Raw genomic sequence first — 23,426 nt, 5'->3', positions numbered from 1 at the left:
TCCACCCTTCTCGCAATCGGGAAAGCGAAGGCGGCAACGCGCGCCGCCTTCGCGATGGCATCGGCGAAAGGCCGTGGATCAGTTCACCAGTTCGCGCATCCGCGCCGCCGCGCGCTCGACCGCTTCCGTCGACGACATGCCCTTGATGAGCTTGTCCTGGATCATCTCCGGCATGACGAAGGCCTCGAAGACCTTGCCCGGACGAATGTCCGGCCGCGGCCCCTGGGTGTCGACGGAGGTAACCAGCATGGCTTCGTCGGTGACCATCTTGCGCATGACCTCGATCTGGTCGGCGTACTTGCGGATGAGCGCGTTGTCCCGCCAGCGGTCATTGTCGTAGATGTCCAGCCGCGTCGGCTGGAAGTGGACAGGCGCGGTGTGCAGGAAGTCGATCAGGCGCTCCGTGGTCAGCCAGCGCATGAACTCCATGGCCGGGTCGGTGTTGTCGGTCTTGAGGACCACCCAGCCGTCGTAGCCGTGGCTGACCGCCTTGTTGCGGCCGGTGCTGTCCATGTAGGGCATGATGCCGAGGTTCTCGGCGACCGTCGGATTGTCGCGTTCGGCCACCTCGAGCACACGCCCGGCATAGGGGCCATGGGCGACGCTGCCGCCGACGACATTCGACAGAACGGTCGCATAGTCGGCCTGGATGGCCCCCGGCGGCATGGTCGGATAGAGCTGCTCCATGAAGTCGAGATAGGCGGCGGCCTTCGACTTCATGCCTTCGGCGTCGAGAACAACATTCCACTGGTCGTCGAACAGCTTGACGCCCTCGGCCCACATGAAGGCCAGCGACATCCAGTTGGTCGCGCCATTCGAACCGATGGGGAACAGGCAGCCCTTGCGCCGGCCTGCCATCGTCGCCTGGCAGTTGGCGACGAACTCGTCCCAGGTGTTCGGCATCGACAGGCCGTTCTGCTCGTAGAGGTCCTTGCGGTAGTAGATCACCGAAAGGTTGTAGTCGAAGGGATACCAGTAGACCTTGCCGTCCATCGGAAAGAGGATGTTGTTTCCCCATTCGTACGGGTCGGTGAGTTCGTTCAGCGGAACGATCTGGCCCTGGTCCGCCAGCAGCAGCACATGGCCAATGAAGCCGACATTGGCGATATCATAGGGCGTGCCGCTGCGAATGCCGTTGGTGATCTTGGTGAAGCTCTCGCCAAGAGGCACGGAATCGATCCGCACCTCGATGCCGGTCTTCTCCTGATACTCCTTGGCGATCCTGTCGAAGAAGGCGAGCGTGTCCTTGCCCGTCTCGCAGTTCAGGAAGCGGATCTCCTTTCGGCCCTGGGCGCGAATTGCGGGCGCGGCGAGGCCGGACAGCGCCATTCCAAGACCGAGAGCGCCCGCACCGCGCAGGGTCTGACGCCGGGTGATAAGCCGTGAATTCCCCGAGTTCTTCATAGTCTCCTCCCAAGTTGCCCCGCGTCCTCCGCCGCGGTGGTTGCAGTCAGTTCCGCGCCGGCTCCGCAGAGGCGGACAATGCCAGTCGCTGTTCTGTCTCCCGGTCGAAGAGATGGATCGCGGCGACGTCTCCCGATACCGCCACCGTGTCTCCCGCGCGGATGTCGTCGCGTCGTTCCTCCATGACGCGAAGCTGCAGGTCCCCGACGCGGCCGATCAGCAGGGTCTGGGATCCCAGTTGCTCGACCGCCCGCACGACGAAGGGCAGCCCCTGGTCGGCGACGCGCAGCGCCTCCGGCCGCACCCCGGCGATGACCGGCCCGCGCGGCGCCGCGGACGGCGCGGCAAGCGACATGTCCGCCGACGGCCCCATGCACAGGCGTCCGTCCCGGACCTCCGCCGGGAAGATGTTCATTTCGGGCGAGCCGATGAAGCCGGCCACGAAGACGTTCTGCGGCCGGTCGTAGACCTCGAGCGGGGCGCCGATCTGCTGGACGTGGCCGTCGCGCATGATGACGATGCGGTCCGCAAGGGTCATCGCCTCGGTCTGGTCGTGGGTGACGTAGATCATCGCCTTGCCGATCCGCTTCTGGAGCAGCGCGATCTCCTCGCGCATGCGCACGCGCAGCTTGGCGTCCAGGTTCGACAGCGGTTCGTCGAGAAGAAACACGGCCGGGTCGCGCACCAGCGCCCGGCCGAGGGCAACGCGCTGCATCTGGCCGCCGGAGAGCTGGCGCGGCTTGCGCTCGAGCAGATGCGTGATCCCCAGCATCTCGGCGACCGCCTCGACCCGCTGCTGCGTCCCCTGCGTGTCGATGCCGCGCATCTTCAGGCCGAAGCCGAGGTTGGCGCGGATCGTCTTGTGCGGATACAGGGCGTAGTTCTGGAACACCATCGCGATGTCGCGATCCTTCGGCTCCAGTTGCGTCACGTCGCGCGTGCCGATGAAGAGCTTCCCCCCCGAGATGCTCTCCAGACCCGCGACCATGCGCAGGGTCGTCGACTTGCCGCAGCCCGAAGGACCAAGCAGCACGATCAGCTCGCCCTTGGCGATGTCCAGGTCGACGCCCTCGACCGCCGTCACGGAGCCGTAGGTCTTGCGCAGGCCGCGCAGGCTCACTTCCGCCATCAGTTCCCTCCCCTGCCGGCCGCCGCGATGCGGTGGTTGACGGCCGTCAGCGCTTCCTTCGTTTCCCGGTAGAGCGCGAACCCTTCCTCGTAGCGCGCGGCCGCATCCGCCTGCGGACGGCGCGTGGCGGCGACATCGATCACCGCGGCTGCCGCCTGCGTGTCGGCGAAAACGCCGGCCCCGAGCCCGGCGATCAGCGCCGCGCCGAAGGAGGCGTCTCCCTCGCGCGGGATCTCGATCACCAGTCCGGTCACATCCGCGATGATCTGCTGCCAGAGCTCGCTGCGCGTGCCGCCGCCGACGAGGCGCGCCGTCTCGAAGCCCATGTCGAGGCCGCGCAGCACCTCCAGGCAGTCGCGCAAGCTGAAGGCGATGCCCTCATAGAGCGCGCGCACGAAATGTCCCGGCCCATGCGCAAAGCCCAGGCCGACGTAGGACGCCCTGAGATCCGGATCCCAGTAAGGGCTCCGCTCGCCGTTCAGATAGGGATGGAAGAGCAGCCCGTCGCTGCCCGGCGGCACCGCGCGCGCCGCCTGGTCCATGCCGTCGAAGCCGATGGCGCCGAACAGGGTGTCGCGCAGCCAGCGGTGCGCCGAGGCGCAGGAGTTGGTGCCCAGGATCGTGTAGCAGTGCCCCGGCACGAGATGGGGATAGTGGATGACCTTTTCGGAAAAGGCCGGTGCTGGCGTCAGGGTCGACACGGTTCCCGCCGTGGCCAGTTTCAGCGAGCCGAGGCCGGGCCGGGTCATGCCGCCGCAAAAGGTCTCGGCGTTGGTATCGGAGGTGCCGCAGATGACCGGCGTTCCCTGCCGAAGCCCGGTCGCCTCGGCCGCCGCCGCCGTGACCGCGCCGGTCACCGCGCTCGAGGCGACCACCGGCGGCAGCACGGACGGATCGATCCCGGCAAGGCAGCAGAGCTCCTCCGACCAGCCACCACCGACGGCATCGGCCAGCATCAGCCCCCATGCGTCGGTGATGTCGGTCGCGTCGCTGCCGTCGACCTGCCGGCGCAGCCAGTCCTTGGCCGGACGCACGCGCCGGATCCGGGCGAAGACGTCCGGCTCGTTCTCGCGCACCCAGACAAGTTGCGGCAGCGTCCATGTGGCGCTGACCAGATTGCCCGAGAGCTCCAGGATCCGGGGCCCGTGCGACTGGCGCAGGGCAGCGACCTGCCGCCCCGAGCGCTGATCGTTCCACATGATCGCCGGCCGCAGGATGCGGCCCTCGCCATCCTCCAGAACGTGGGTATGCGCGCCCGCCGTGAAGGCGATGCCGGCGATGCGCGCCGGATCGATGCCCTGCCGCCAAAGCTGAGACAGGGTGCCGATCATCGCGGCGCGCCAGCCAAGCGGGTCCTGCTCGCTGAAGCCGGCGTGCGGGGCGAGCGTCTCGACGGCGGCGGAGGCGGCGCCATGCACCCTGCCGGCGCCATCCGTGATCGTCGATTTCAGCGAACCCGCGCCAAGGTCGATGCCCAGCAGCAAAGGATCAGGCATGATCCCCCCTGTCGCGATAGGGGTCGATGGAACCGTCGCGCGCCGGCAGGCCGAGCTTGCCCGGATTGAACAGGTTCTGCGGATCGATGGCCTGCTTTACCGCACGCAGGATGTCCATGCCGACGCCCAGCTCGCCGTCCATCCAGGGGCCGCGGAACAGGCCGCTGCCGTGGTGGTGGGCAATGGAGCCGCCATGGGCAAGCGTCTCGCCCTCAAGGAGTTTCCAGAGCCTGGCATGGAGCGGAAGCGCTTCTTCCTGCGGCATCTGCGGCAGGCGGATGGTCATGTACTGGCACACGCCCTCCGGATAGACGTGGGACCAGTGGGCGCTGAAATGCGCCTCGGGATGGATCGCCGGCACCTGCTCGCGGATCGCCTCATAGAGTGCAGAGGCGCGCGACCAGTTCACGGTCACCTCGATCGTGTCGTTGTAGAAGCCCTTGTCCTGCCATTGCTGGCTGATGGACTTGTAGCGACTGGCCCGCCAGTCGTCGAAGGGCCGGGTTTCCGTTTCCACGGCGCCCGCCTCGGCAGCGAAGGAGCGCACCAGTGCCGCCTCGGCCGCCACCACTCCGGGCTCGCCGCAGACCACGATGTTGGCCATCACCGGCCGGTCGGCGAAAGCCGCGATGCCCTCGGTGCGCGACGCGGTTTCCCGCTCGTCGTAAAGCCGCACGATGCGCGGATGCAGGCCCGCCTGCATGATCCGGCGGGCGAGGCCCAGCGCCGCCTGCCGGTCTGGAAGGGCCAGCACGATGATCTCCTCCGCCTCGGGCAGCTTCCACAGGCGCAAGGTCAGTTCGGTGATGATCGCGAGCGTGCCCTCATTGCCGACGACAAGATCGCGGATCGAGGGGCCGGTGGCACGCTTGGGCAGCGGACGCACCTCGAGCATGCGCCCGTCCGGCAGGACGGCCTTCATGCCGACGACGATGTCCTCGATCTTGCCGTAGCGGCTCGATTCCTGACCGCCGCCGCGGCAGGCGGCCCAGCCGCCGATGGTGGAGATGGTCAGCGACTGGGGCAGATGGCCGGCCGTGTAGCCCTTTTCGTTGAGTTCCGCCTCGAAAGCCTCGCCGTTCATGCCGGCCTCGACGGTGACGAGCGCGTTCTCATGGTCGATCTCGAGGATCCGGTCCATGCGCTGCATGTCGATCATCACCTCTTCCCCGAGCGGGATGGTGCCGCCAAGGACACCCGATCCGCTGCCGTAAGGAATGAGCGCGACACCCGCTTCGCCGGCCGTACGCACGATCTTCTGCACTTCCTCAGCCGATCCCGGGCGCAGCACCACGCCCGGCAATGTGCCGACCAGAGCACCGGCGCGAGCCCGGAAATTCGCATAGGGCAGTTTATCGTGGGCATAGCGCCTGCGGTCGTCCTCGCCCGCAAGGATGTTGTCCGCCCCGACAATGTCCGCAAACTCCGCGAACCGCGTTTCACTGCTCACAATGGTCCTCCCTTCCCGACTTCGGCGGCGCAAACCAGCGCGACCAGCCAATTGAGCAAACGTTTGTTCAGATAGAAAACGCAATACCGGGGTGGCGTCAATACCTAAATTGACAGGGGAGCGGCGGAGCCTCGGACCACAAGGTCGCCGGGGGCGAGCAAAAGCGCGGGAGACGCAGCGGCATCGGCCGTCTCGGGCTCGAGCTGCGCCAGAAGGGTTCGAACCGCCTCGCGTCCCATTTCATGGGTTGGCAGCCCGACCGTGGTGATTTCGGGGAAGACGACGCGGGCCAGCAGGTCGTCATGCAGGGTGACCACGGAAATGTCGCCCGGCACGTCGAGGCCGAGGCGGTGCAGATGCGCGATGGTCGCCGCGCCGGTCAGCAGCGTGGCGGCGTGGATGGCCGTCGCCCCTTGCGCCAGCAGCGCCTCGACGGCGGCCGGCACCCGCGCCGGATCATAGCCGGCCTCCGCCACAAGGTCGGGATCTGCGACCAGCCCGGCGGCGGTCATCGCCTGTTCCCAGCCCTGGCGGCGGGCGTTGCCGTTGAACCGCCCCAGCCGGCCGGCGAGATGACCGATCCGGCGGTGCCCCAATTCGAGCAGGTGGCGCACACCGATGGCGCTGGCCGCGCAGGTGTCGACCGCGACGCAATGCACGTCGCCCGGCAGGATGCGGTTGATCACCACATAGGGGCGGTTGATCGCCGCGATGCTCTGGCGCAGGCCGTCATCCTCGTCGAAGCTGGCAATGATCACGCCTTCGATGAGGCTGGACTGGGAGACCCGTTCCAGCACGTTCGCCGCCGGCCCGTTCTGTTCATAGGCGGCGAGCAGGACATAGCCCCTCTCCCGCGCCTCGGCCTCCGCACCGAGGATGGCGGAGGCGAAAACCGGGTTCTCGATCTGCGGCACGACGATGAGCAGCGTGCGCGAACGCGCCGTCTTCAGCGCGCGCGCAAGCGGATTGGCCCGGTACTGCAGCCTCTCGGCCGCGTCGATGATGCGCTGGCGCGTCTCCGCGCTGGTCCGCACGTCCTTGTCGTTCTTCAGGACACGCGACACGGTGGACACATCCACGCCCGCCGCCTTCGCCACGTCCCGCAAGGTGGTGTTGCGCGAACGCGGCGCAACAGGCGTTTCCTTGGTCATTCCGTCCGGTCTTGATCGAGATCTGGTCTGGTGACGGCTGTCGCGGCGGTCCGACCGCACGACACGCCGCCGTCATCGAAGCGACGAAATTGCCCAATCGCCCGCCGCCGGGCAAGCTAAACCGCGAATGCTGCCGTCGGCGCCCCCGACCGACCGACGGCGCGCGGGGCCGGCAAGATCACTTGCCGGTGCCGAAACGCAGCAGGAGGGGCATGACGGCGATCAGCACCACGATGCGAAAGACGTGATGCGTCGCCACGAAGACCGGATCGTAGCCGAGCGAAAGCGCCATCGAGGACATCGCCTCGACGCCCCCCGGCGCGAAGGCCACCCACACCTGGCCGAACGGCAGACCGACGATCCAGGCGGTGAGCAGACTTGCGACGGCCGAAATGGCCAGCGCGGCCGACGCGGCAGCGAGGCCGGCACTGCCGAGCCGGGACAGCTCCTGGCGCGTCAGCCCGCTGAACCGCGCCCCGATCACCGCCCCGGTGACCGTGAAGCCGAGGAAGGTGAGCGGCACCGGCAACCGGCCTTCGACGAGGCCGGCGGCATGGGTCGCGGCGCTGATCGTCAGGCCGACGAGAAGATAGGCCGCCGGCAGGTTGACCCGCTCGCCAACCAGGCCGGCGACGAAGGCAACGGCAAGGATCAGTGCGGACGCGCCATATCCGATCTCGCCAAGGCTGTGAAGGCCGGCCGCGTCGGGACCGGCACCGACCACCGCGATGATCGGCGGCAAGAGCAGCGTGATCACCAGCAGGCGCAGGCTCTGCAGCACCATCACGGCCCGCAGGTCGCCGATGCCGGAGGCTGCGAGCGACAGGCAGTAGCTGAGCGCGCCCGGCGACGTGGCAAGCCGTGCGGTCACCGGATCGAGCCCGTAGCCCCGTTGTAGCAGCGCGCCGGAGACGACCATCACCCCGGCCATGGTAACCGCCAGCATGGCAAGGCTCACTGGCCAGTTGGCGATATCCGACAGGAAATGCGGCGTGACGCCCGCCCCCAGTGTCACGCCGATCACCAGGAACGCCACATTGCGCAGCATCCCGGGTATCGCGGGACGAAGCCGCAGAAACGCCGCCAGTGTGACCGCGACTGTGCTGCCGATCAGCGCTGCGGCCGGCACCCCGACCAGCGTCGCGCCCCCGGCGCCGGCAAGGCCGGCGGCGAGGGCGACGGCGAGGCCGCGGGCACCGTCCCGCGTCACGAGCGCGCTTTCCGCCGGCCGAGCCACAGCGGCAGGATCACTACCAGCGCGGCCAGCATGTAGAGCACGATGCTGTTCCACGAGTTGAGCAGGATCGACCAGTCTCCGGCGGAGATCGAAAGCGCCCGGCGCAGGTTGTCCTCGAAGAGACTGCCGAGCACGAAGCCGAGGATCACCGGTGCCAGCGAGAAGTCCAGCTTGCGCAGGATCCAGCCGAACACGCCGAGCAGCGTGATCATGTAGAGATCGTGCGGATTGCTGACGACCGAGTAGACGCCGATGAAGGCCAGCACCGCGATCAGCGGCGTCAGGTATTGCTGCGGGATCGTCAGCATGCGGGCGAAGAGCCCGACCAGCGGCAGGTTGATGACCAGCAGCGCCAGATTGCCGATGTACATGGAGGCGACCAGGCCCCATGCGATCTCCGGGCGTTGCTCGAACATCATCGGCCCCGGCGTGACATTGAACAGCAGCAGCGCCCCGAGCAGGATCGCCGTCGTGCCCGAACCGGGGATGCCGAGGGTGAGCATCGGCACCATCGCCCCGCCGGCCGCTGCATTGTTGGCCGCCTCCGGCGCGGCCAGGCCGCGCAGGTCGCCCTTGCCGAAGTTCTCCGAGTTCTTCGCCACCCGCTTTTCCGCGCCATAGGCGACCGCGGAAGCGACCGAAGCACCCGTGCCCGGCAGGATGCCGATGAAGAAGCCGATCATCGACGCGCGCAGGATGGTCCACTTCGTGAAGGCAAGATCCTTCAGCGAGACGAAGCTCTTGTCTATGGCAAGCGGCTTCAGCCGCCCGGTCACCTGCTGCTCGACCAGATGGATGAGCTCGGCCATGCCGAACAGGCCGATGACGACCACCAGGAAGTCGATGCCGGCGAGAATGTCGGGGATGCCGAAGGTGTAGCGCGCGATGCCGGTGTTCGCATCGATGCCGATGGATGCGAGCATCAGACCCATCAGGGCGGCAAGCAGGGTCTTGACCGGATTGCTGCCAACCAGCGAGGCGAGGCTGGCGAAGGCGAAGACCATCAGCGCCACATAGTCCGACGGCGAGAAGGTCACGGCGTAGGCGGCCAGCGCCGGCCCGCTCAGCGACATCAGAACGACGGCGAAGGTGCCGCCGATGAAGGAGGCGACGGCCGACAGCGACAGCGCCCGCCCGGCCTCGCCGCGCTTGGCCATGGGATTTCCGTCGAGCGTCGTCATCACCGCGCCGGCGTCGCCTGGAACATTCAGCAGGATAGAGGAGATCCGCCCGCCGTATTCGGCACCATAATAGATGCCAGCCAGCAGGATCAGTGCGGATTCGGGGGGAAAGCCAAGGCCGTAGGCGATCGGCAGAAGGATCGCCACGCCATTGATCGGGCCAATGCCCGGCAGCGATCCGATCAGCGTGCCGGCGAAGCAGCCGATCAGCACGAGGGACAGGTTGAAGGGTTGCAAGGCAACGGCAAAGCCCGCCGAGAGCCCGGAGATGACAGCGTCCATGGGTGCCTCACAGAATGTGGTTGAGCAGGCCGGCAGGCAGGTTCAGCTCGAGAAGCCGGGTGCAGACGAAATAGCCGACAACGCCGGTGACGCCGCCAAAGGCGATCGCCCTGCCCGGCGTCGCCCCGAGCCGCCATCCGAAGACGGCTGCGAACACCCAGGTGGCGACGAGGAAGCCGAGCGGCTCGTAAAGCCGCGCATAGGCGAGCAGCAGCACCACGACCAGTGCCAGGCGGCCGACCGTGGACAGCGATGTCGACAGCTTCTCCACGTCGGGGCGAAGGATCAGGTAGAGCGCGCACAGACAGGCAGCCAGGCCGATGATACGCGGCCAGGATTCCGGCCCCAGCGGATCGTACTGGAAAGGCGCTTTGATGATGGTGAAGGCGATGTAGGTGTAGAGCAGCGCGATCACGAGGAACGCGCCCGCGAAGACGCGGTCTGCCATGGTGTCCTCCCTTCCCCGCGCGAGCGGCCGGCGGCGGCGCGCGATGCGCCTGCCGCCACCGGCCTGTCGTCGGGACGTGCCGTAGTAACCGGCCGACTACTGGATCAGGCCGGCGTCGCGGGCGATCTCGCGCAGCGTCGCGATGCGCTGCTTGACCGAGGCGTCGAGCTCGGCGCCGGCAAGATTCAACGGCAGAAGACCCTTCTCGTGCTGCAGCTTGGCGAACTCCTCGCTCGCGTAGGCGGCCTTGAATTTCGCGACCCAGGCGTCATAGGCCTCGTCGGAGACATTCTTGCCCATGTAGAACCCGCGCAGGATGGTCCACTCGGCGTCATAGCCAAGCTCCTTGACGGTCGCGATCTCGGCGAAGGGCTCCGGCAGACGCTCGTCCGACATCACCGCAAGGATGCGCAGCTTGCCGGCATCCAGATGCGGAACCATCTCGCCGACGTCGCCCATGTAAACCTGGATGCTGCCGCCAAGCAGCGCCGCGATGGACTCGCCACCGCCGTCGAAGGCGACGTAGCGCATCTTCTTCGGGTCCTGCTCGATGGAGCGCAGCAGCAGCGCCGCCTTCATCCAGTCCTGCGAACCGACCGAACCACCGGCGCCGAAGACGACGGACGAAGCATCCCCCTTGACCGCATCCATCAGGTCGGAAAGCTGTTTGAAGGGGCTGTCCGCGCGCACCACCACGGCGCCGAAGTCCGCGCCGGCCGTCGCAAGGAAGCGCACGTCGTTCTCGGTCCACTCGCCGTATTTTCCGGTGGCGATGTTGAGCAGCGAGCCGGACGAGAAGGCGACAATGGCGTTCGGATCGTCGGTGCGGGTGGTGTTGAACAGATTGATGGCGACGGCGCCAATGCCGCCGGGCATGAAGCTGACCTGCATCGGCTTGTCGAATTCCGCCTTCAGGCCGGTCTGCGCGACACGGCAGGTCAGGTCGAAGCCGCCGCCCGGCTGCGCCGGCGCGATGCACTCGGGCTTCTCGATGTCGAAGGCGAACGCAGGAGCGCTCAGGCCGGCGACGACAAGCGCCGCGGCCGCGGTTTTTACGAGATTCATGTGTTCCTCCCAATGATCGCACGCAAGCTGCCGACAAGGCCGGCGGCTGGCGTGGAGCATGAGACTATGCGGCGCGGCTGACCGGAGCTTGACCCGTCGCTGACGCGACGCTGACAAGGGCCGGTTGCAGGCGGGTTTTGCTTCCCGCGCTTCCGGCGATGGACTAATCAATGTCCATGCGGATCGTTCTTGTGGAGGACAATGACGAACTGGCCGAAGCGATCATCGATCGCTTTCGCGGCGAGGGGCATGCCATTGACCGCGAGTCCGACGGCACCCAGGCTGGCGAGCTGCTCCGCTACAAGTCCTTCGACCTGATCCTTCTCGACGTCAATCTGCCCGGCCGCAACGGCTTCGAGATCCTGCGCCAGCTCAGGTTGAACGGCGATCACACCCCGGTCCTGCTGCTCACCGCGCGCTCGGAGATCGACGACCGCGTGGTCGGCCTCGATGCGGGCGCCGACGACTACATCGTCAAGCCCTTCGACCTGCGCGAGCTCGCCGCGCGCTGCCGCGCCCTCGCACGGCGTCGCGCCGGGGAATCGAGCAACCTCTTCCTGGCCGGAAATTTCGCCTTCGACCGCGCCGCCAAGCGGGCGACCGTCGACGGCGCCGATGTCGACCTGCGCCATCGCGAAGTGCAATTGCTCGAGGTGATGATCGGCAACATCGGCCGCGTGCTGTCGAAGGAGGAGGTCGCCGACAAGCTCTACACCTTTGACGAGGCGCCGACGCTGAACGCCGTCGAACAGACGATGACGCGGTTGCGCCGCAAGCTCGACGGCGCCGACTTCACGATCCGGACCATCCGCGGGCTGGGCTATATCGCGAATGCGCGGGACGACTGACGATGCCGGGCGCGAGCGAGGTGCGCACGGCGCCCTATTCCCTGCGCCGACGGCTGACGATCGGCATGACCGCGGGGTTTCTCGTCATCCTGGCGGTGCTGTCCATCGGCCTATGGAGCTATGCCCGCAACGCCGCCAACCAGACCTATGACCTGCTTCTCGCCGGCTCGGCCATCGCCATCCTGGAGCGTGTCTCGCCGACGCCCGAAGGCCTGACCATCGACATCCCCTCCTCCGCGCTGGAGATCGTCGGCCTCGCCAAGGAGGACCGTGTCTTCTACCGGATCTTCCGCCTTGGCGGACAGACGCTGACCGGCGCGCCCGACCTGCCGCTTCCCTCAGGCGCGCGAACCGCCGACGAGCCCCGGTTCTTCGACGCGCCCTACAGCGGCGAGACCGCCCGCTTCATCCTCCAGGGCAAGCTCATCATCGAGCCGACCGGGCCGGACTGGATCCTGCTCCAGCTCGGCCACACCCGCATCGCCCGCGACGAGATGCAGCTTGACCTGTTCTCCAAGGGGGTGGCCGGACTGGTCGCCATCGCCGCCATCGGCCTGTTCTTCATGCGCCTTGGCATCAACCGGGCGATGGCTCCGCTGTCCGGCATCGAGGCGGATATCCGTGGCCGCGAGCCCGCCGACATGACACCGCTCGACGCCCAGCCACCACGCGAGGTGGAGGGTCTGATCGGCGCCATCAACGACTTCATGCTGCGTCTCGTCGCCAGCAAGGAGCACGCGCAGTCGTTCATCGCCGATGTTGCCCACCAGATGCGAACCTCCCTCGCCGCCTTGCAGGGGCAGCTTCAGATGGCCGCCGAACAGGACGACCCGGAGCGGATGCGCCAGCGCCTCGAGCGGGCCTCGGAGCAGGCGACGCGGACCATCCGCCTCACCAACCAGCTCCTGTCCCACGCCATGGTCACGCATCGCGGCATCGACGGTCCGGTCGAGCGCATCGAGTTGATGCCGTTGATCCGCGCGGCGGTCGAGGAATTCCTGCGCAACCCGCAGACTGGCGGGATCGACATCGCCGTGCTGCACGACGAACTGCCTGCCGGCAGTGCCACGCTGGTCGCCGACCCGGTCGCGCTGCGCGAGGCGCTGCGCAACCTGCTGGACAACGCCGCCCGGCACGGACCGGCGGAAAGCCGGATCGACATCGGCATGGCGCCGACGCACCTCGACGGCAGGCCGGCGGTGCGAATATCAGTGGACGATTCCGGGCCGGGAATTCCCGAGGAGGAACGGGAGAAGGTCGTCGAACGCTTCTATTCGCTGAACCGGGCCGGGGGAGGATCCGGCATCGGCCTCAGCATCGTCAGCGCGGTCGCCCGCAGCCACGGCGGACGGCTGACGCTGGGGGAGAGCCGGCTCGGCGGATTGCGCGTCGAACTGGACATGCCGGCCGAAGGGCCGGACTAAAAACCGGCAAAAAAGACCGGTGCACGGGGGAGGAGACCCGCATGAAAGCCATCGCAGCCCTCATTCTGGGGGCTTGCGCCGCCGTTCTGACGGCAGCGCCCGTAGACGCCGAGACGGTGCTGCGCATCTACAGCGCCACCGACACCACGGCGGTCACCGAGGTGATCTCACGCTTCGAGGCCGCCTACCCGGGCGTCCGGGTCGAGTATGTCGAGTTCAACACCAGCGAACTCTACGCGGCCATCGCCACGGGAAGTGCAGCCGCCGACGTCGTCATCAGTTCATCGATGGATCTGCAGGCCAAGCTGGTGAACAGCGGCATGGCCTTCGCCTTTCGCCCGCCCAACGCCGACACCCTGCCCGACTGGGCACAGTGGCGCGGCGAGCTCTATGGCTTCACCTGGGAGCCGGTGGTGATGACCTACAACAAGCGCGCCTTCGCCAACCGGCCCCTGCCGCACACCCGCTCGGAACTCGCCGGCATGATCCGCGACGATCCGGAGTTCTTTCGCGGGCGCATCGGTACCTACGATGTCAGCCTGTCGGGCGTCGGCTATCTCTTCGCCACCCAGGACGCGCAGCGCGGGTATCAGTTCTCCCGTCTGGCTGAATCCCTTGGCCGGGCGCGGGTTCGCACCTTCTGCTGCACCAACGAGGTCCTTGAACGCGTGGCGAGCGGGGAACTGGTCTACGGCTACAACATGATCGGCTCCTACGCGCTTGGAAAGGCGCGGGAGGACAAGCGGCTCGGCCTCTATCTGCTCGACGACTACACGCTGGTGATGACGCGCACCGCCTTCATCCCGGAAACCGCTCCGAACAAGCGCGCGGCGGTCGCCTTCATCAACTTCCTGCTGTCGCCGGAGGGGCAAGCGGCGATTGCCGCCTCGCCATCGATGCTGCCGCTTCTCGCCGGCGCACCCGGCGCGGAAACGCAGGATTGGCTCTTACGGACCGAGGGGCGGCCGCTGCTGCCGATCCGCATCGGTCCCGGGCTGCTGACCTACCTCGACACCCTCAAGAAGGCGTCCTTCCTCGCGGACTGGAGCGCCTCCATGCAGATCGAGAGCCCATCCCGCTGACCCAGCCCTTGCGGCGCCCGGCAAAGAAAACCCCCGCCCGGCAGGAGGCCGGGCGGGGGTTTTTGTCCAGGTGTGCCAGATCCGGGCACGGGCCTCAGAACTTGAAGCTGGCCCGCGCGTAGCCACCCACCCCGTAGGACGAGGACGTGAAGCTGGTCTGCCCGAGCAGCGACAGGTTCAGCCGTTCGTTGACGTCGACCGAGAGCCCGGCGGCAAGGTCCGCCACGAAGCGGTCATTGCCGACGGTGAGATCCAGGTTGCCGAGCGCCGCGCCATCGGCAAGCCGTGTGCGCACATTCACGTCCGGATTGGTCAACTCAGCCGTCAGGCCGGCGCGCAGATAGGCCACCGCCGAGGACGAGCCCCACTGGAACGCCTTTCCGACCTCAAGCGACGGCCGCGTGTGCACGGCGGTATGGCGGATCGCGTTGGTGTGCCAGTTAAGGCCGCCTGCCCCCTGTTCGGTAAAGGCGTCCTGCCAGACATGCGACACGCCGAGGCCGACCTTGGGCTTGGCGTAGAAGCCATGAGCCTCGAACACCGCCTCGATGCGCGCCTCGGCCGAGACGAAGCCGCCCTTGACGTCGGCCGTCGCCGTGGCCAGTCCGCCGCCGCCATTGTAGACGCGCGCGTGGTCGAGATCATAGAAGCCGCCGGCGAAGCTGGTGGCGAAGGTCAGGTTGCCGACTTCCTGCTTCAGCGCGAAGCCGCCGCTCACGCGGGTGCCGTCCTGCTTGAAGTTGGCGCCACTGAGATAGACCTTCTCGAGCTGGCCGCCGATCTCCAGGAACAGGCCGTCGGCGATCTCCTTCTGGATCGCACCGGCGAAACCGTGCGTGGATTCATCCGTCTTCGGGCGCGACGAGGTGCCGTCCTGATGCGAGATGCTGCCCAGCGCCTCGAACCAGGCGCAATCGCGCTGGCGGTAGAAGCCCATTGGATCGGCAGGATCAAGCACCGGGCAGCTCTGCAGCAGCGTGTGCACAGCCTGGGTGGTCGACAGCGCCTTGGTCACACCCGTCGCGGCCTCGTCGAGGAGATGCTCCTCGTAAACCGACGACAGTTCGGCCGAACTGCTTGCGTTGAGGATGCGCGCGCCCAGCGCATCCAGGATCTCCTGCTGTTCGGTCGAGAGGCTCCCCACCTGCTGGCTCACGCCGGCGAAGAACTGCCCGAAGGTGCGCGCGTTCTGGGTCAGCGTGGCACCGGTGGCATCGCCGGAATAGTCGACCGAATAGCCGAGAGTCAGGTGGTCGCCGTCGGACTTGGTCGCCTTCGACCAGGTGTAGGCAACCGCGCCACCCGACTGCACGCCGAGCTTGGAGGTGTCGAAGCTGGACCCGCTGCCGGCCGTCAGCGTCGCCACATCGAAGGAGCCGCTCGCGCCGTTGGCGAGCGTGTTGCCGAAGTTGAAGGCAAGCTGTCCGTCGAGCGCGCCGCCCTTGGCAAAGTCCAGGGTGAAGGCGCCCGCCTGGGTCTCGTCCTTGGAGACGTCGAACAGCAGCGTGCCGGTCGAGGTCTGGGTGAAGCTGCCGCCGGAATGCACCGTCATGCGGCGGGTGTCATTGTTCCAGCCCGATTTCAGCGTGCCCGAGTTGACGAAGGTCGAGTACTCGCTTGTGCCCAGTTGCGAGTTGCCGAGATTGATCACGCCGCCGGCCAAGTTGGTGACCGCATTGCGCATGGTGCTGGAGGAGCCGAAATCCATCCGGCCATAGAATGTTCCGTCATTTTCGAACTGCAGAGAGTGCTTGCCATCGGTCTGCAGCGCCACGTTGGTCGAGGAGAGCGTGCCGTGGTTGGTCAGCTTGTTCGAGATCTTGAGTGAGTGGTCGGAATTGTAGATCGAATGACCGCCAACAAAACCGATTGCCGAATAGGCGCCCTCGTCGGTAACCCCGACGTAGCCACCGGATTCGATGGTGATGTTGGCGACCCCCATCTCGTCTTCGTCGCTTGCCGCGTCCGCGGTGTGAACGAGGATCGCGCGCGAGTTCTTGCCCTTGGCCGTGATGGTGCCGCTCACGTTGATCTCGGCACCACCGGATCCATAGTCGGCAACACCGCCTGCGACCGACTGCACGAAGACGCCGTGCGCGCCCTCGCCGCTGACGTCGATCGTGCCATCGACGGTGACCTTGGCCAGGCCGCCCTTGCCGTCCGCGCCGTTGCTGCCGACAACGTCGGTCGACTTGTCGTCGCCGAGCCCGTACCAGCTGGCCGCACCGCCGCCGCCGCCGACCGACTGCACCCAGACCGCATGGGCGTTCTCGCCGGTCGTGGTGATGGAACTGCCCTTGTGGAGCGTCACGGTCACATCGCCGCCATCGCCGCCCTTGCCAGCGCCGGCGCCGGTGCCGCCGAAGATGTTGTAGCCCAGGACCTCGACGATCGAATCCATATTCTCAATGATCGAGCCCTCGACATCGCCGGCCGTGCCGCCGCCGCCGCCGACCGACTGGGCATAGATGCCCATCGCGCCGTCACCGCTGGTGGTGATCTGGCCGTAATTGTCGACAGTGACCTTGCCGCCATGGCTGCCGGCATCGGCCGAGCCCGAGAGCGCGATCGAGGTGATGCCGCCCATCGAGCCATCGCCACCGGCGCCGCCGCCGCCGCCCACCGAATGGGCGTAGATGGCGGTCGCGGAATCACCGTCGGTGATGATCGTTCCGCTGTTGGAGACGATCACGTCGCCGCCCTTGCCGGCGCCGCCGCCCTCGCCGCCCATATCGAACTTCCAGGACTCCAGGAAGATCTCTTTCCATTCTTTTTTGTAGATGTTCTTGATCGTCTCGTAGCTCTCGAGAACCTGATTGATCTTCTCGTAGTCCTCGTAGATCTCCGCGAGCCAGCCCTCGAGACCGGGCGAACCGTTGCCGCCCGAGCCGCCGCCGCCGCCCACCGACTGGGCGAAGATGCCGTAGCTGGCCAGACCCGCCGTGCGGATCGTGCCGGTGTTGCCGACATTGACCGTGTTGCCGTCGCCGCCCGCCCCGCCGGAGCCGCCGATGGTGATCTCGAGCGAGAACTTCTTGGCTTCCTCGATGTTCTTCGGCGTGTAGGTGTAGCCGACCGCATAGGAGCCGGCATCGCCGCCAGCGCCGCCGCCGCCGCCCACCGACTGCGCGGAGATGCCGACCGAGGTGAAGAACTTGGTCGGGTCGAACTTCTTGTCGTCGTCATCGTCGCCGGACCCGGACGCGCCCGGGGCAGAACTCGGCGTCGACGCGCAGGAGGAGAGCTTGACGACCGAGCAGATGTCGGCGGTGATGGTGCCGCTGTTGGTGACCGTCACCGTCCCGGCATCCATGCCGGTGCCGCCATGGCCACCGACCTCGCTCTTGACCGAAAGCGACTTGCTGTCTCCGCCGGAGTTGTTGGCAACCGTACCGAAGGCCGCGACACCGCCGCCGCCGACACCACCATTGCCGCCGACGGACAAGGCGCGAATACCCGCCGCCGAGGACGCGCCAACGGCGATGACGCCCGTGTTGGTGACGCTGACGTTGTTGCCGACGGCGCCGGACCCACCATCACCGCCCATGCTCAGCGACGCATTGAAGCTGCCCGCGCTCGAATAGTCGGCGGAGATCGCGTAGCTGTCGCCGCCCTTGCCGCCATTGCCGCCGATCGACAGCGCCAGGATCGCGTCGGAGAAGACCTTCTGCGTGACGATCGTGCCGTCATTCTGGATGGTGACCGTGTTGGCCTTGCCGCCGTCGCCACCCGAGCCGCCGATGGACCCGCTGATGGTGGCCGAATACTCACCGCCCGAGCCGGCAATGGAGTAGTTGGAGCCGCCGACGCCGCCGCTGCCGCCAAGCGACAGGCCGAGAATGCCCGTGGCGGCCTTCTCCGCCGTCACGATCACCGCGCCCTTCTTGTTGTTGATCTGGATCGCCCCGGCCACGCCGCCCTCGCCGCCGTCGCCGCCGATGGTGATATTGCCGCCGACAGCGACCTCGCCGGCCGTGATGGTTCCATTGACCGTGGTGCCCGCCGCGCCGCCATGACCGCCGATGGAGGCGGCGAGAATGCCGGCCGAATATTCACCAGCGGTCGAGATCGTGCCCTCGTTGGTCACGGTGACCTTCGATGCGTTCCCGCCATCGCCTCCGCCACCGCCGACGGCGGCAGAAATGTTGCCCATGGAGACGTTGCCAGCGATGGTCGTGCCGCCCGCGCCGCCGGAGCCGGCGACGCTGAGCGCCAGAACACCCGCCGACCAGCCGCCGGTGCTCTTGAGCGTGCCGGTGTTGGTGACATCGACCGTGCCGGCCGTGCCGCTTTTGCCGCCCGCCCCACCCTGGGTGAAATTGGCCTCGACGAGCGAGATGTTGCCGTTGACGACCAGGCCGCCATGGCCACCGGAATTGCCGACGCTGAGCGCCTCGATCACGGACGAGAAGTCCCCCTCCGTCGACACGTTGACCGCCGTCGTGACCGTCACCGCGCCGGCCTTGCCAGCCGCGCCGCCGTTCTGGCCGTAGCTCGCCACGCCGATATTGGTGTCGACGCCGCCGGTGATCGTGTTGCCGGTCTTGCCGCCGCCGCCCGACAGGCTCATCGCCAGCACGCCGGCCGAATGGTGACCCTTGGTGACGATGTCGCCGATCGGGCTGCCGTCGGCCGAGCTGGCCACATGCGCCAGCGTCACGTTGACCGCTCCGCTGTTGCCGCCCCCGCCTGCGCTGGCGCCGGTGCTGGAGCTGAAGTTCGGCAAGTCCATGCCGACCGTGCCATCGACGATGTTGCCGACCTTGCCGCCGCCGCCGCCGATCGAGGCGGCCAGGATGCCGTCGGAATGATCCCCCTCGGTGGTGATGTCGGCGTTGGAGGTGAGTGTCACCGTGCCGCCATCGCCGCCCGTGTCCTCGCCCGAACCGAGCGACGAGCCCAGGTTCGAGCTCGAGCCGAACTTGGTGCCGACGGTGAAGTCATAGCTGGAGCCGACCGAGCCGCCACCGCCGCCGACGGAGGCCGCAAGCACGCCGGAAGCCGAAGCCCCGCTGGTGTGGATGCTGCCGGCGACGGTCGTGTTGGTGATGTTCCCACCATGGTTCAGGTTGCCGCTCGAACCGCCGACGCTGACAGACTGGACGTTGTTCAGCTCCGCGCCCAGGCTGATGGTGACGATGTTGCCGCCCTTGCCGCCGCCGCCGCCAATCGAGAGCAGGGACAAGCCGTTCGAATGATCCCCCGTGGTGGAGAGGTCGTCGAACTCCGTACCGGTGTAGGAGATATCGCCACCGGAACCGCCCGAGCCGCCACTGCTTCCGACATGGGACGAGAAGTTCCCGAACAGCTCGAACGTGCCGGCGCCATCACCGCCGCCGCCACCGATGGACTTCAGCGACACCGCATCCGAATGGCGGCCGGAGGTGCTCGACTTGACGCCGAAACCCGCCCCCGTCAGCGTCACGGCGCCACCGTTGCCGGCTCCGCCGCCATCGGCGCCAATCGCCATGGGACCGGAGGAGGACGAGGCCTGTCCGCCGCCGCCGCCGATGCTGGCAAGAGAAAAGCCGTCGGAGTGATCGCCCTTGGTCGTCACCATGCCGTTGTCGACGGTGATCGAAACATCACCGGCGTCGCCGCCGAGGCCACCCGAAGTGCCACCGACCGCCACCACGCCGGCCGCCGACCCCGACGCCCCGCCGCCACCGCCGATGCTCTGGATTTGGACGCCGTAGGCATGATCGCCGTCGGTATTGATCGTGGTATTCTTGAGCGAGCCGCCAGCCTTGCCGCCGACACCGCCGGCACCGCCGGACGCCGCCATGGCCACCACGCCGCCGGTCTTGCCCGCGACACCGCCGCCGCCGCCCACGCTCTGCACCAGCACGCCGGTGCCGTAGTCGCCATGCATGGTGATGGTCGTGGACGTCAGATCGACCGTCGCGCTCGCCCCCGCGCCACCGCTGCCGCCCTTGGCGCCATAGGTGGCGACGCCACCTGTGGCCTTGCCGCTGTCACCGCCCATGCCGCCGACACTCTGCACCAGAATGCCGTAGGACTGATCGTCCGAACTCGCCGAGCTGCCCGTGGACGCATTTTCGATCGAGGAATTCGTCATCGTGAGCGACGCATCGCCCGCTGCACCTGGCTCGCCCGGCTTGCCGGAATGACTGGTGATGCCGCCCGAGCCGTCGCCGCTGTCGCCGGCGAAGCCGCCGGCGCTCTTGACATAGACGCCGTAGGTCTCGCCAACCTTGGTGTTCTTGACCGTTGTGCTGAGGGTCACGTTTACCGTGCCGCCATTGCCGGCATCGCCGCCTGCGCCCGGATAGGTGTGCCCGTCCTCGGCCGCGCCGCCGGTTCCGCCATCGCCGCCGACGCTGGCGATGAAAACGCCATAGGTGCCGCTGGTGGTGATCGAGTTGTTCTCGGAGTCGGCCGCGACGGTCACCGTGCCGCCATTGCCGCCATTGCCGGCGACGCCGCCGTGGGCGTTGTCCTGATCGCCCCAGGTGTCCAGCTCGGCCTCGCCGCCGTCTCCGCCCATGCCGCCGTGCGACAGCACGATCATGCCGATGCCGGCACCGTCATAGGTGAAATAATGATCGTCCGTGAGCGTGACGGACACCGTGCCAGCATCGCCGCCACGGCCGCCCTCGCCGCCCTGCGCGTCCTTCAGACCGCCCTTGGCACGCGCCTTGCCACCGTCGCCGCCGGTTCCGCCAAACGACCCGGCCTTGATAGCGAAGGAGTCGCTATCGCCCCCGGAGACCTCCAGCGCACCGATCTTGCCGCCGCCGCCGGCCGACTTCAGCGTCAGCGTCACGGCGCCGCCCTTACCGCCGTCGCCGGCGTTGCCACCGGTCGTGTGCTTGTCGAAATGCTCGACATATTCGCCGTCATTGCCGGTCGAGCCGTGGCTCAGCGTCTCGATGCCGGAAACCGCTTTAATCGAATAGCCGTTGTCGAGGCTGATGGTCGCCTGAAGCGCGTGACCGTCGGGGCCGTCCTTGCCCCACCAGTCCTTCTTGTTTTCCGGCGTGACCGCCGGAATATCGAGCCAGATCAGCGGATCGGTTGTCCCCGATGGCGCGAGGTAGTCGACCGTCAGTCCGCTGACAGTCAAGTTCTCGACACCGCCGTCGGTGTGCTTGATGGGACCGGTGTTGAGATCGCCGGTGCAGGTCTCGACCTCGTTTGAGCTGTGGCAGTGGGCTTCGGCCGGCGTCAGCGCCGTTGCCGAGAGCAGTGCGACCGCAAGCGGCAAGCCAATGCCCGAGGCGGCCCTTCCGGCGGAGAGGGAGCGCGGGAGGCGAGCAAAAAACGGCATGACTGAACCCCTGATCTGAACATCTCGAGCCGGCAGCGCAAACACGCCCGCCCGCCCCGCGGCCTCGCTTCGCAGCCAGCCGGATGGCCGGCGGCCGTGGCGAGGCGCCTCGGAAGAACGACCCGATGTGATGCCCAACTGCCCCAGGTCCGCGCGTCGCTGAACGCAACCTCACGCACCCCATATCATCACTAAATGATCAGATGATTCGCGCAATGAAATATATCTTTCAGTTGCTCGTGATACTGAAAGATATATTATAAAAATAAACATAGTATATGAAATATTAACAATCCGACGTAGCGTAAAACCTTATTGAACCACAACAAGTCCGGACATTTCCGGCTATGAACACAGCGCTCCAGCGTCGATTTCCTGGAGTGCCCTCAGGGGCTGCGGTGCCCGCGCAGGTGCTTGCCGATGTCTCGCCAAAATCCGCTGCTCCAACGACAGCTTCACGACAGCCGCTCGCGCTCCTCCCGCCCCTCGTCGGAGACCGCCGACTGCCGCCGCCGCGCCTGAATGGCGTCCGAGAATGCGGCTGCGAGAATACCTGTCGGCATGGCGATCAGACCGATGCCGGTGATCGCGGTAATGCCCGCAAGGACCTGCCCAAGAGCGGTTTGCGGCGCGACGTCGCCATATCCGACAGTCGTCAGCGTCGCGATCGACCACCACATCGCCCGCGGAATACTCCCGAACGCTTCCGGCTGGCCAGCGGCCTCGACCATATACAGCAGCGTCGACGATACCAGCAGCAAGTGACGTTGCCCCAGTGAATTAATCCAGTTTGAATTAGGCTCTGGCCCGACGAGAAGGACCAGAGATGAAGCGCAACCGGTTTTCCGAAGAACAGATCATAGGCATATTGAAGGAGCACGAGGCCGGTGTTCCGGTTGCGGATTTGTGCCGCAAGCACGGCGTCAGCAACGCCAGCATCTACAAGTGGAAAGCCAAGTATGGCGGCATGGACGTCAGCGAGGCGAAGCGGCTGAAGACGCTGGAAGATGAGAATGCGAAGCTGAAGAGGCTCCTTGCTGACAGCATGCTCGACAACGCTGCGCTGAAAGACCTTCTGTCAAAGAAATGGTGACGCCCGCCGTCGAGCGAGAGGCCGTCGCACATCTCCAGATCGCGTTTGGAATGAGCGAGCGGCGGGCGTGCAAGATCCTTGGCTGTTGCCGCATGACGATGCGCTATCAGACCAGGAGAACCGACGACGTGGTTCTGCGCGAGCGGATGAAGGCGATTGCCCATGAGCGGCGACGGTTCGGCTATCGACGGCTACACGTCCTGCTGCGCCGCGAAGGGCATGTGGTCAATCATAAGCGCCTGTTCCGCATCTACCGGGAAGAGAAGCTGTCGGTACGTCGACGAGGTGGCGGGAAGCGGGCAATGGGCACAAGGCGGCCGATGCTGATCCCCATGGCCCCGAACGAGAGATGGTCGCTCGACTTCGTCTCGGACCAGTTGACCGACAGCCGGCGCTTTCGGGTCCTGACAATCGTGGATGACTGCACCCGCGAGTGTCTGGCCTTGGTCGCCGACACATCGCTCTCGGGTCTTCGCGTAGCCCGCGAACTGGAAGCGCTCCTGGCGCGGCGCGGCAAGCCGAAGATGGTGGTCAGCGATAACGGGACCGAGTTCACCTCGAACGCCATCCTGAGCTTCGCTGATCGAATGCAGATCGACTGGCACTACATTGCGCCGGGAAAGCCCATGCGAAACGGCTTCATCGAGAGCTTCAACGGCCGGCTGAGGGACGAACTGCTGAACGAAACGCTGTTCCCGTCGCTCTCGCACGCCCGAGCAACTCTTCAGGCCTGGAGGAACGACTACAACCTCAACCGCCCACATTCCCGGCTCGGTTGGCTGACCCCGACCGAATATGCCGACACCTTGAACCCGAAACGGGATCTGCCGCTCCGCTCGCTCGCG

Annotated in this window: 15 protein-coding genes; 4 read left to right on the top strand and 11 right to left on the bottom strand. The window is 66.8% G+C overall.

Annotation, left to right across the window (positions count from 1 at the left end):
• Positions 1 to 78: 78 nt before the first annotated feature.
• The 9 genes from ACSLUQ_RS19435 to ACSLUQ_RS19395 form a co-directional block, all read right to left on the bottom strand.
• The gene (locus tag ACSLUQ_RS19435; protein ID WP_417773601.1) at positions 79 to 1,404 is read right to left on the bottom strand and encodes an ABC transporter substrate-binding protein; all 1,326 of its coding nucleotides are present in this window, start codon (positions 1,402 to 1,404) and stop codon (positions 79 to 81) included.
• 46 nt (positions 1,405 to 1,450) lie between these two features.
• Positions 1,451 to 2,533, bottom strand: a complete 1,083-nt coding sequence (locus tag ACSLUQ_RS19430) for an ABC transporter ATP-binding protein (RefSeq protein WP_417773600.1) — start codon at positions 2,531 to 2,533, stop codon at positions 1,451 to 1,453.
• Positions 2,533 to 4,029 carry a xylulokinase gene (locus ACSLUQ_RS19425; protein WP_461809475.1) on the bottom strand — a complete coding sequence of 499 codons (1,497 nt, stop codon included), beginning with the start codon at positions 4,027 to 4,029 and terminating at the stop codon, positions 2,533 to 2,535. The genes ACSLUQ_RS19430 and ACSLUQ_RS19425 overlap by 1 nt, the downstream gene beginning before the upstream one ends.
• A complete protein-coding gene (locus ACSLUQ_RS19420) occupies positions 4,022 to 5,479 on the bottom strand; it encodes an FAD-binding oxidoreductase (RefSeq protein ID WP_417773598.1) in 1,458 nt (485 codons plus the stop codon). Before ACSLUQ_RS19420 ends, ACSLUQ_RS19425 begins: the two co-directional genes overlap by 8 nt.
• Positions 5,480 to 5,583: 104 nt before the next feature.
• Positions 5,584 to 6,630 carry a LacI family DNA-binding transcriptional regulator gene (locus ACSLUQ_RS19415; RefSeq protein WP_417773597.1) on the bottom strand — a complete coding sequence of 349 codons (1,047 nt, stop codon included), beginning with the start codon at positions 6,628 to 6,630 and terminating at the stop codon, positions 5,584 to 5,586.
• Positions 6,631 to 6,808: 178 nt separating this feature from the next.
• Positions 6,809 to 7,840, bottom strand: a complete 1,032-nt coding sequence (locus tag ACSLUQ_RS19410) for an AbrB family transcriptional regulator (RefSeq protein ID WP_461809474.1) — start codon at positions 7,838 to 7,840, stop codon at positions 6,809 to 6,811.
• Positions 7,837 to 9,330 carry a tripartite tricarboxylate transporter permease gene (locus tag ACSLUQ_RS19405; protein WP_417773595.1) on the bottom strand — a complete coding sequence of 498 codons (1,494 nt, stop codon included), beginning with the start codon at positions 9,328 to 9,330 and terminating at the stop codon, positions 7,837 to 7,839. The genes ACSLUQ_RS19410 and ACSLUQ_RS19405 overlap by 4 nt, the downstream gene beginning before the upstream one ends.
• 7 nt (positions 9,331 to 9,337) lie before the next feature.
• Positions 9,338 to 9,778 carry a tripartite tricarboxylate transporter TctB family protein gene (locus tag ACSLUQ_RS19400; RefSeq protein ID WP_417773594.1) on the bottom strand — a complete coding sequence of 147 codons (441 nt, stop codon included), beginning with the start codon at positions 9,776 to 9,778 and terminating at the stop codon, positions 9,338 to 9,340.
• A 96-nt stretch (positions 9,779 to 9,874) separates the two neighbouring features.
• Positions 9,875 to 10,843, bottom strand: coding sequence for a tripartite tricarboxylate transporter substrate binding protein (locus ACSLUQ_RS19395; protein WP_417773593.1), 969 nt, complete (start codon positions 10,841 to 10,843; stop codon positions 9,875 to 9,877).
• Between the two features lie 176 nt (positions 10,844 to 11,019).
• Between ACSLUQ_RS19395 and ACSLUQ_RS19390 the strand changes: the two genes are divergently transcribed.
• The 3 genes from ACSLUQ_RS19390 to ACSLUQ_RS19380 are packed head-to-tail and all read left to right on the top strand — an operon-like array spanning position 11,020 to position 14,197.
• Positions 11,020 to 11,691, top strand: a complete 672-nt coding sequence (locus ACSLUQ_RS19390) for a response regulator transcription factor (protein WP_417773697.1) — start codon at positions 11,020 to 11,022, stop codon at positions 11,689 to 11,691.
• A 2-nt stretch (positions 11,692 to 11,693) separates the two neighbouring features.
• Positions 11,694 to 13,115 (top strand): sensor histidine kinase N-terminal domain-containing protein, encoded by a 1,422-nt coding sequence (locus ACSLUQ_RS19385; protein WP_461809473.1) that lies wholly within the window; start codon positions 11,694 to 11,696, stop codon positions 13,113 to 13,115.
• A gap of 41 nt (positions 13,116 to 13,156) precedes the next feature.
• On the top strand, positions 13,157 to 14,197 hold the full coding sequence (locus ACSLUQ_RS19380; protein WP_461809472.1) for an ABC transporter substrate-binding protein: 1,041 nt from the start codon (positions 13,157 to 13,159) through the stop codon (positions 14,195 to 14,197).
• 94 nt (positions 14,198 to 14,291) lie between these two features.
• On the opposite strand, the gene ACSLUQ_RS19375 is transcribed toward ACSLUQ_RS19380, so the two are convergent.
• Both ACSLUQ_RS19375 and ACSLUQ_RS19370 read right to left on the bottom strand, forming a co-directional pair.
• Positions 14,292 to 21,425 carry a hypothetical protein gene (locus ACSLUQ_RS19375; RefSeq protein ID WP_461809471.1) on the bottom strand — a complete coding sequence of 2,378 codons (7,134 nt, stop codon included), beginning with the start codon at positions 21,423 to 21,425 and terminating at the stop codon, positions 14,292 to 14,294.
• Positions 21,426 to 21,943: 518 nt separating this feature from the next.
• Positions 21,944 to 22,249: a potassium channel family protein gene (locus ACSLUQ_RS19370; RefSeq protein ID WP_461809470.1), complete on the bottom strand. Its 306-nt coding sequence runs from the start codon at positions 22,247 to 22,249 to the stop codon at positions 21,944 to 21,946.
• 65 nt (positions 22,250 to 22,314) lie between these two features.
• Here ACSLUQ_RS19370 and ACSLUQ_RS19365 point away from each other — a divergent pair.
• Positions 22,315 to 23,426 (top strand): IS3 family transposase gene (locus tag ACSLUQ_RS19365; RefSeq protein WP_461809469.1). Its coding sequence is split into 2 segments (ribosomal slippage), with 1,113 coding nucleotides annotated over them: positions 22,315 to 22,567 and positions 22,567 to 23,426; the frame shifts between segments, so codons are not numbered across the junction. This gene is flagged as partial in the annotation.

It is taken from the genome of Stappia sp. ICDLI1TA098 (genome assembly GCF_054880955.1).
The sequence above is the reverse complement of the archived record's forward strand: the minus strand, read 5'-3'. Positions and strand labels throughout refer to the sequence as shown.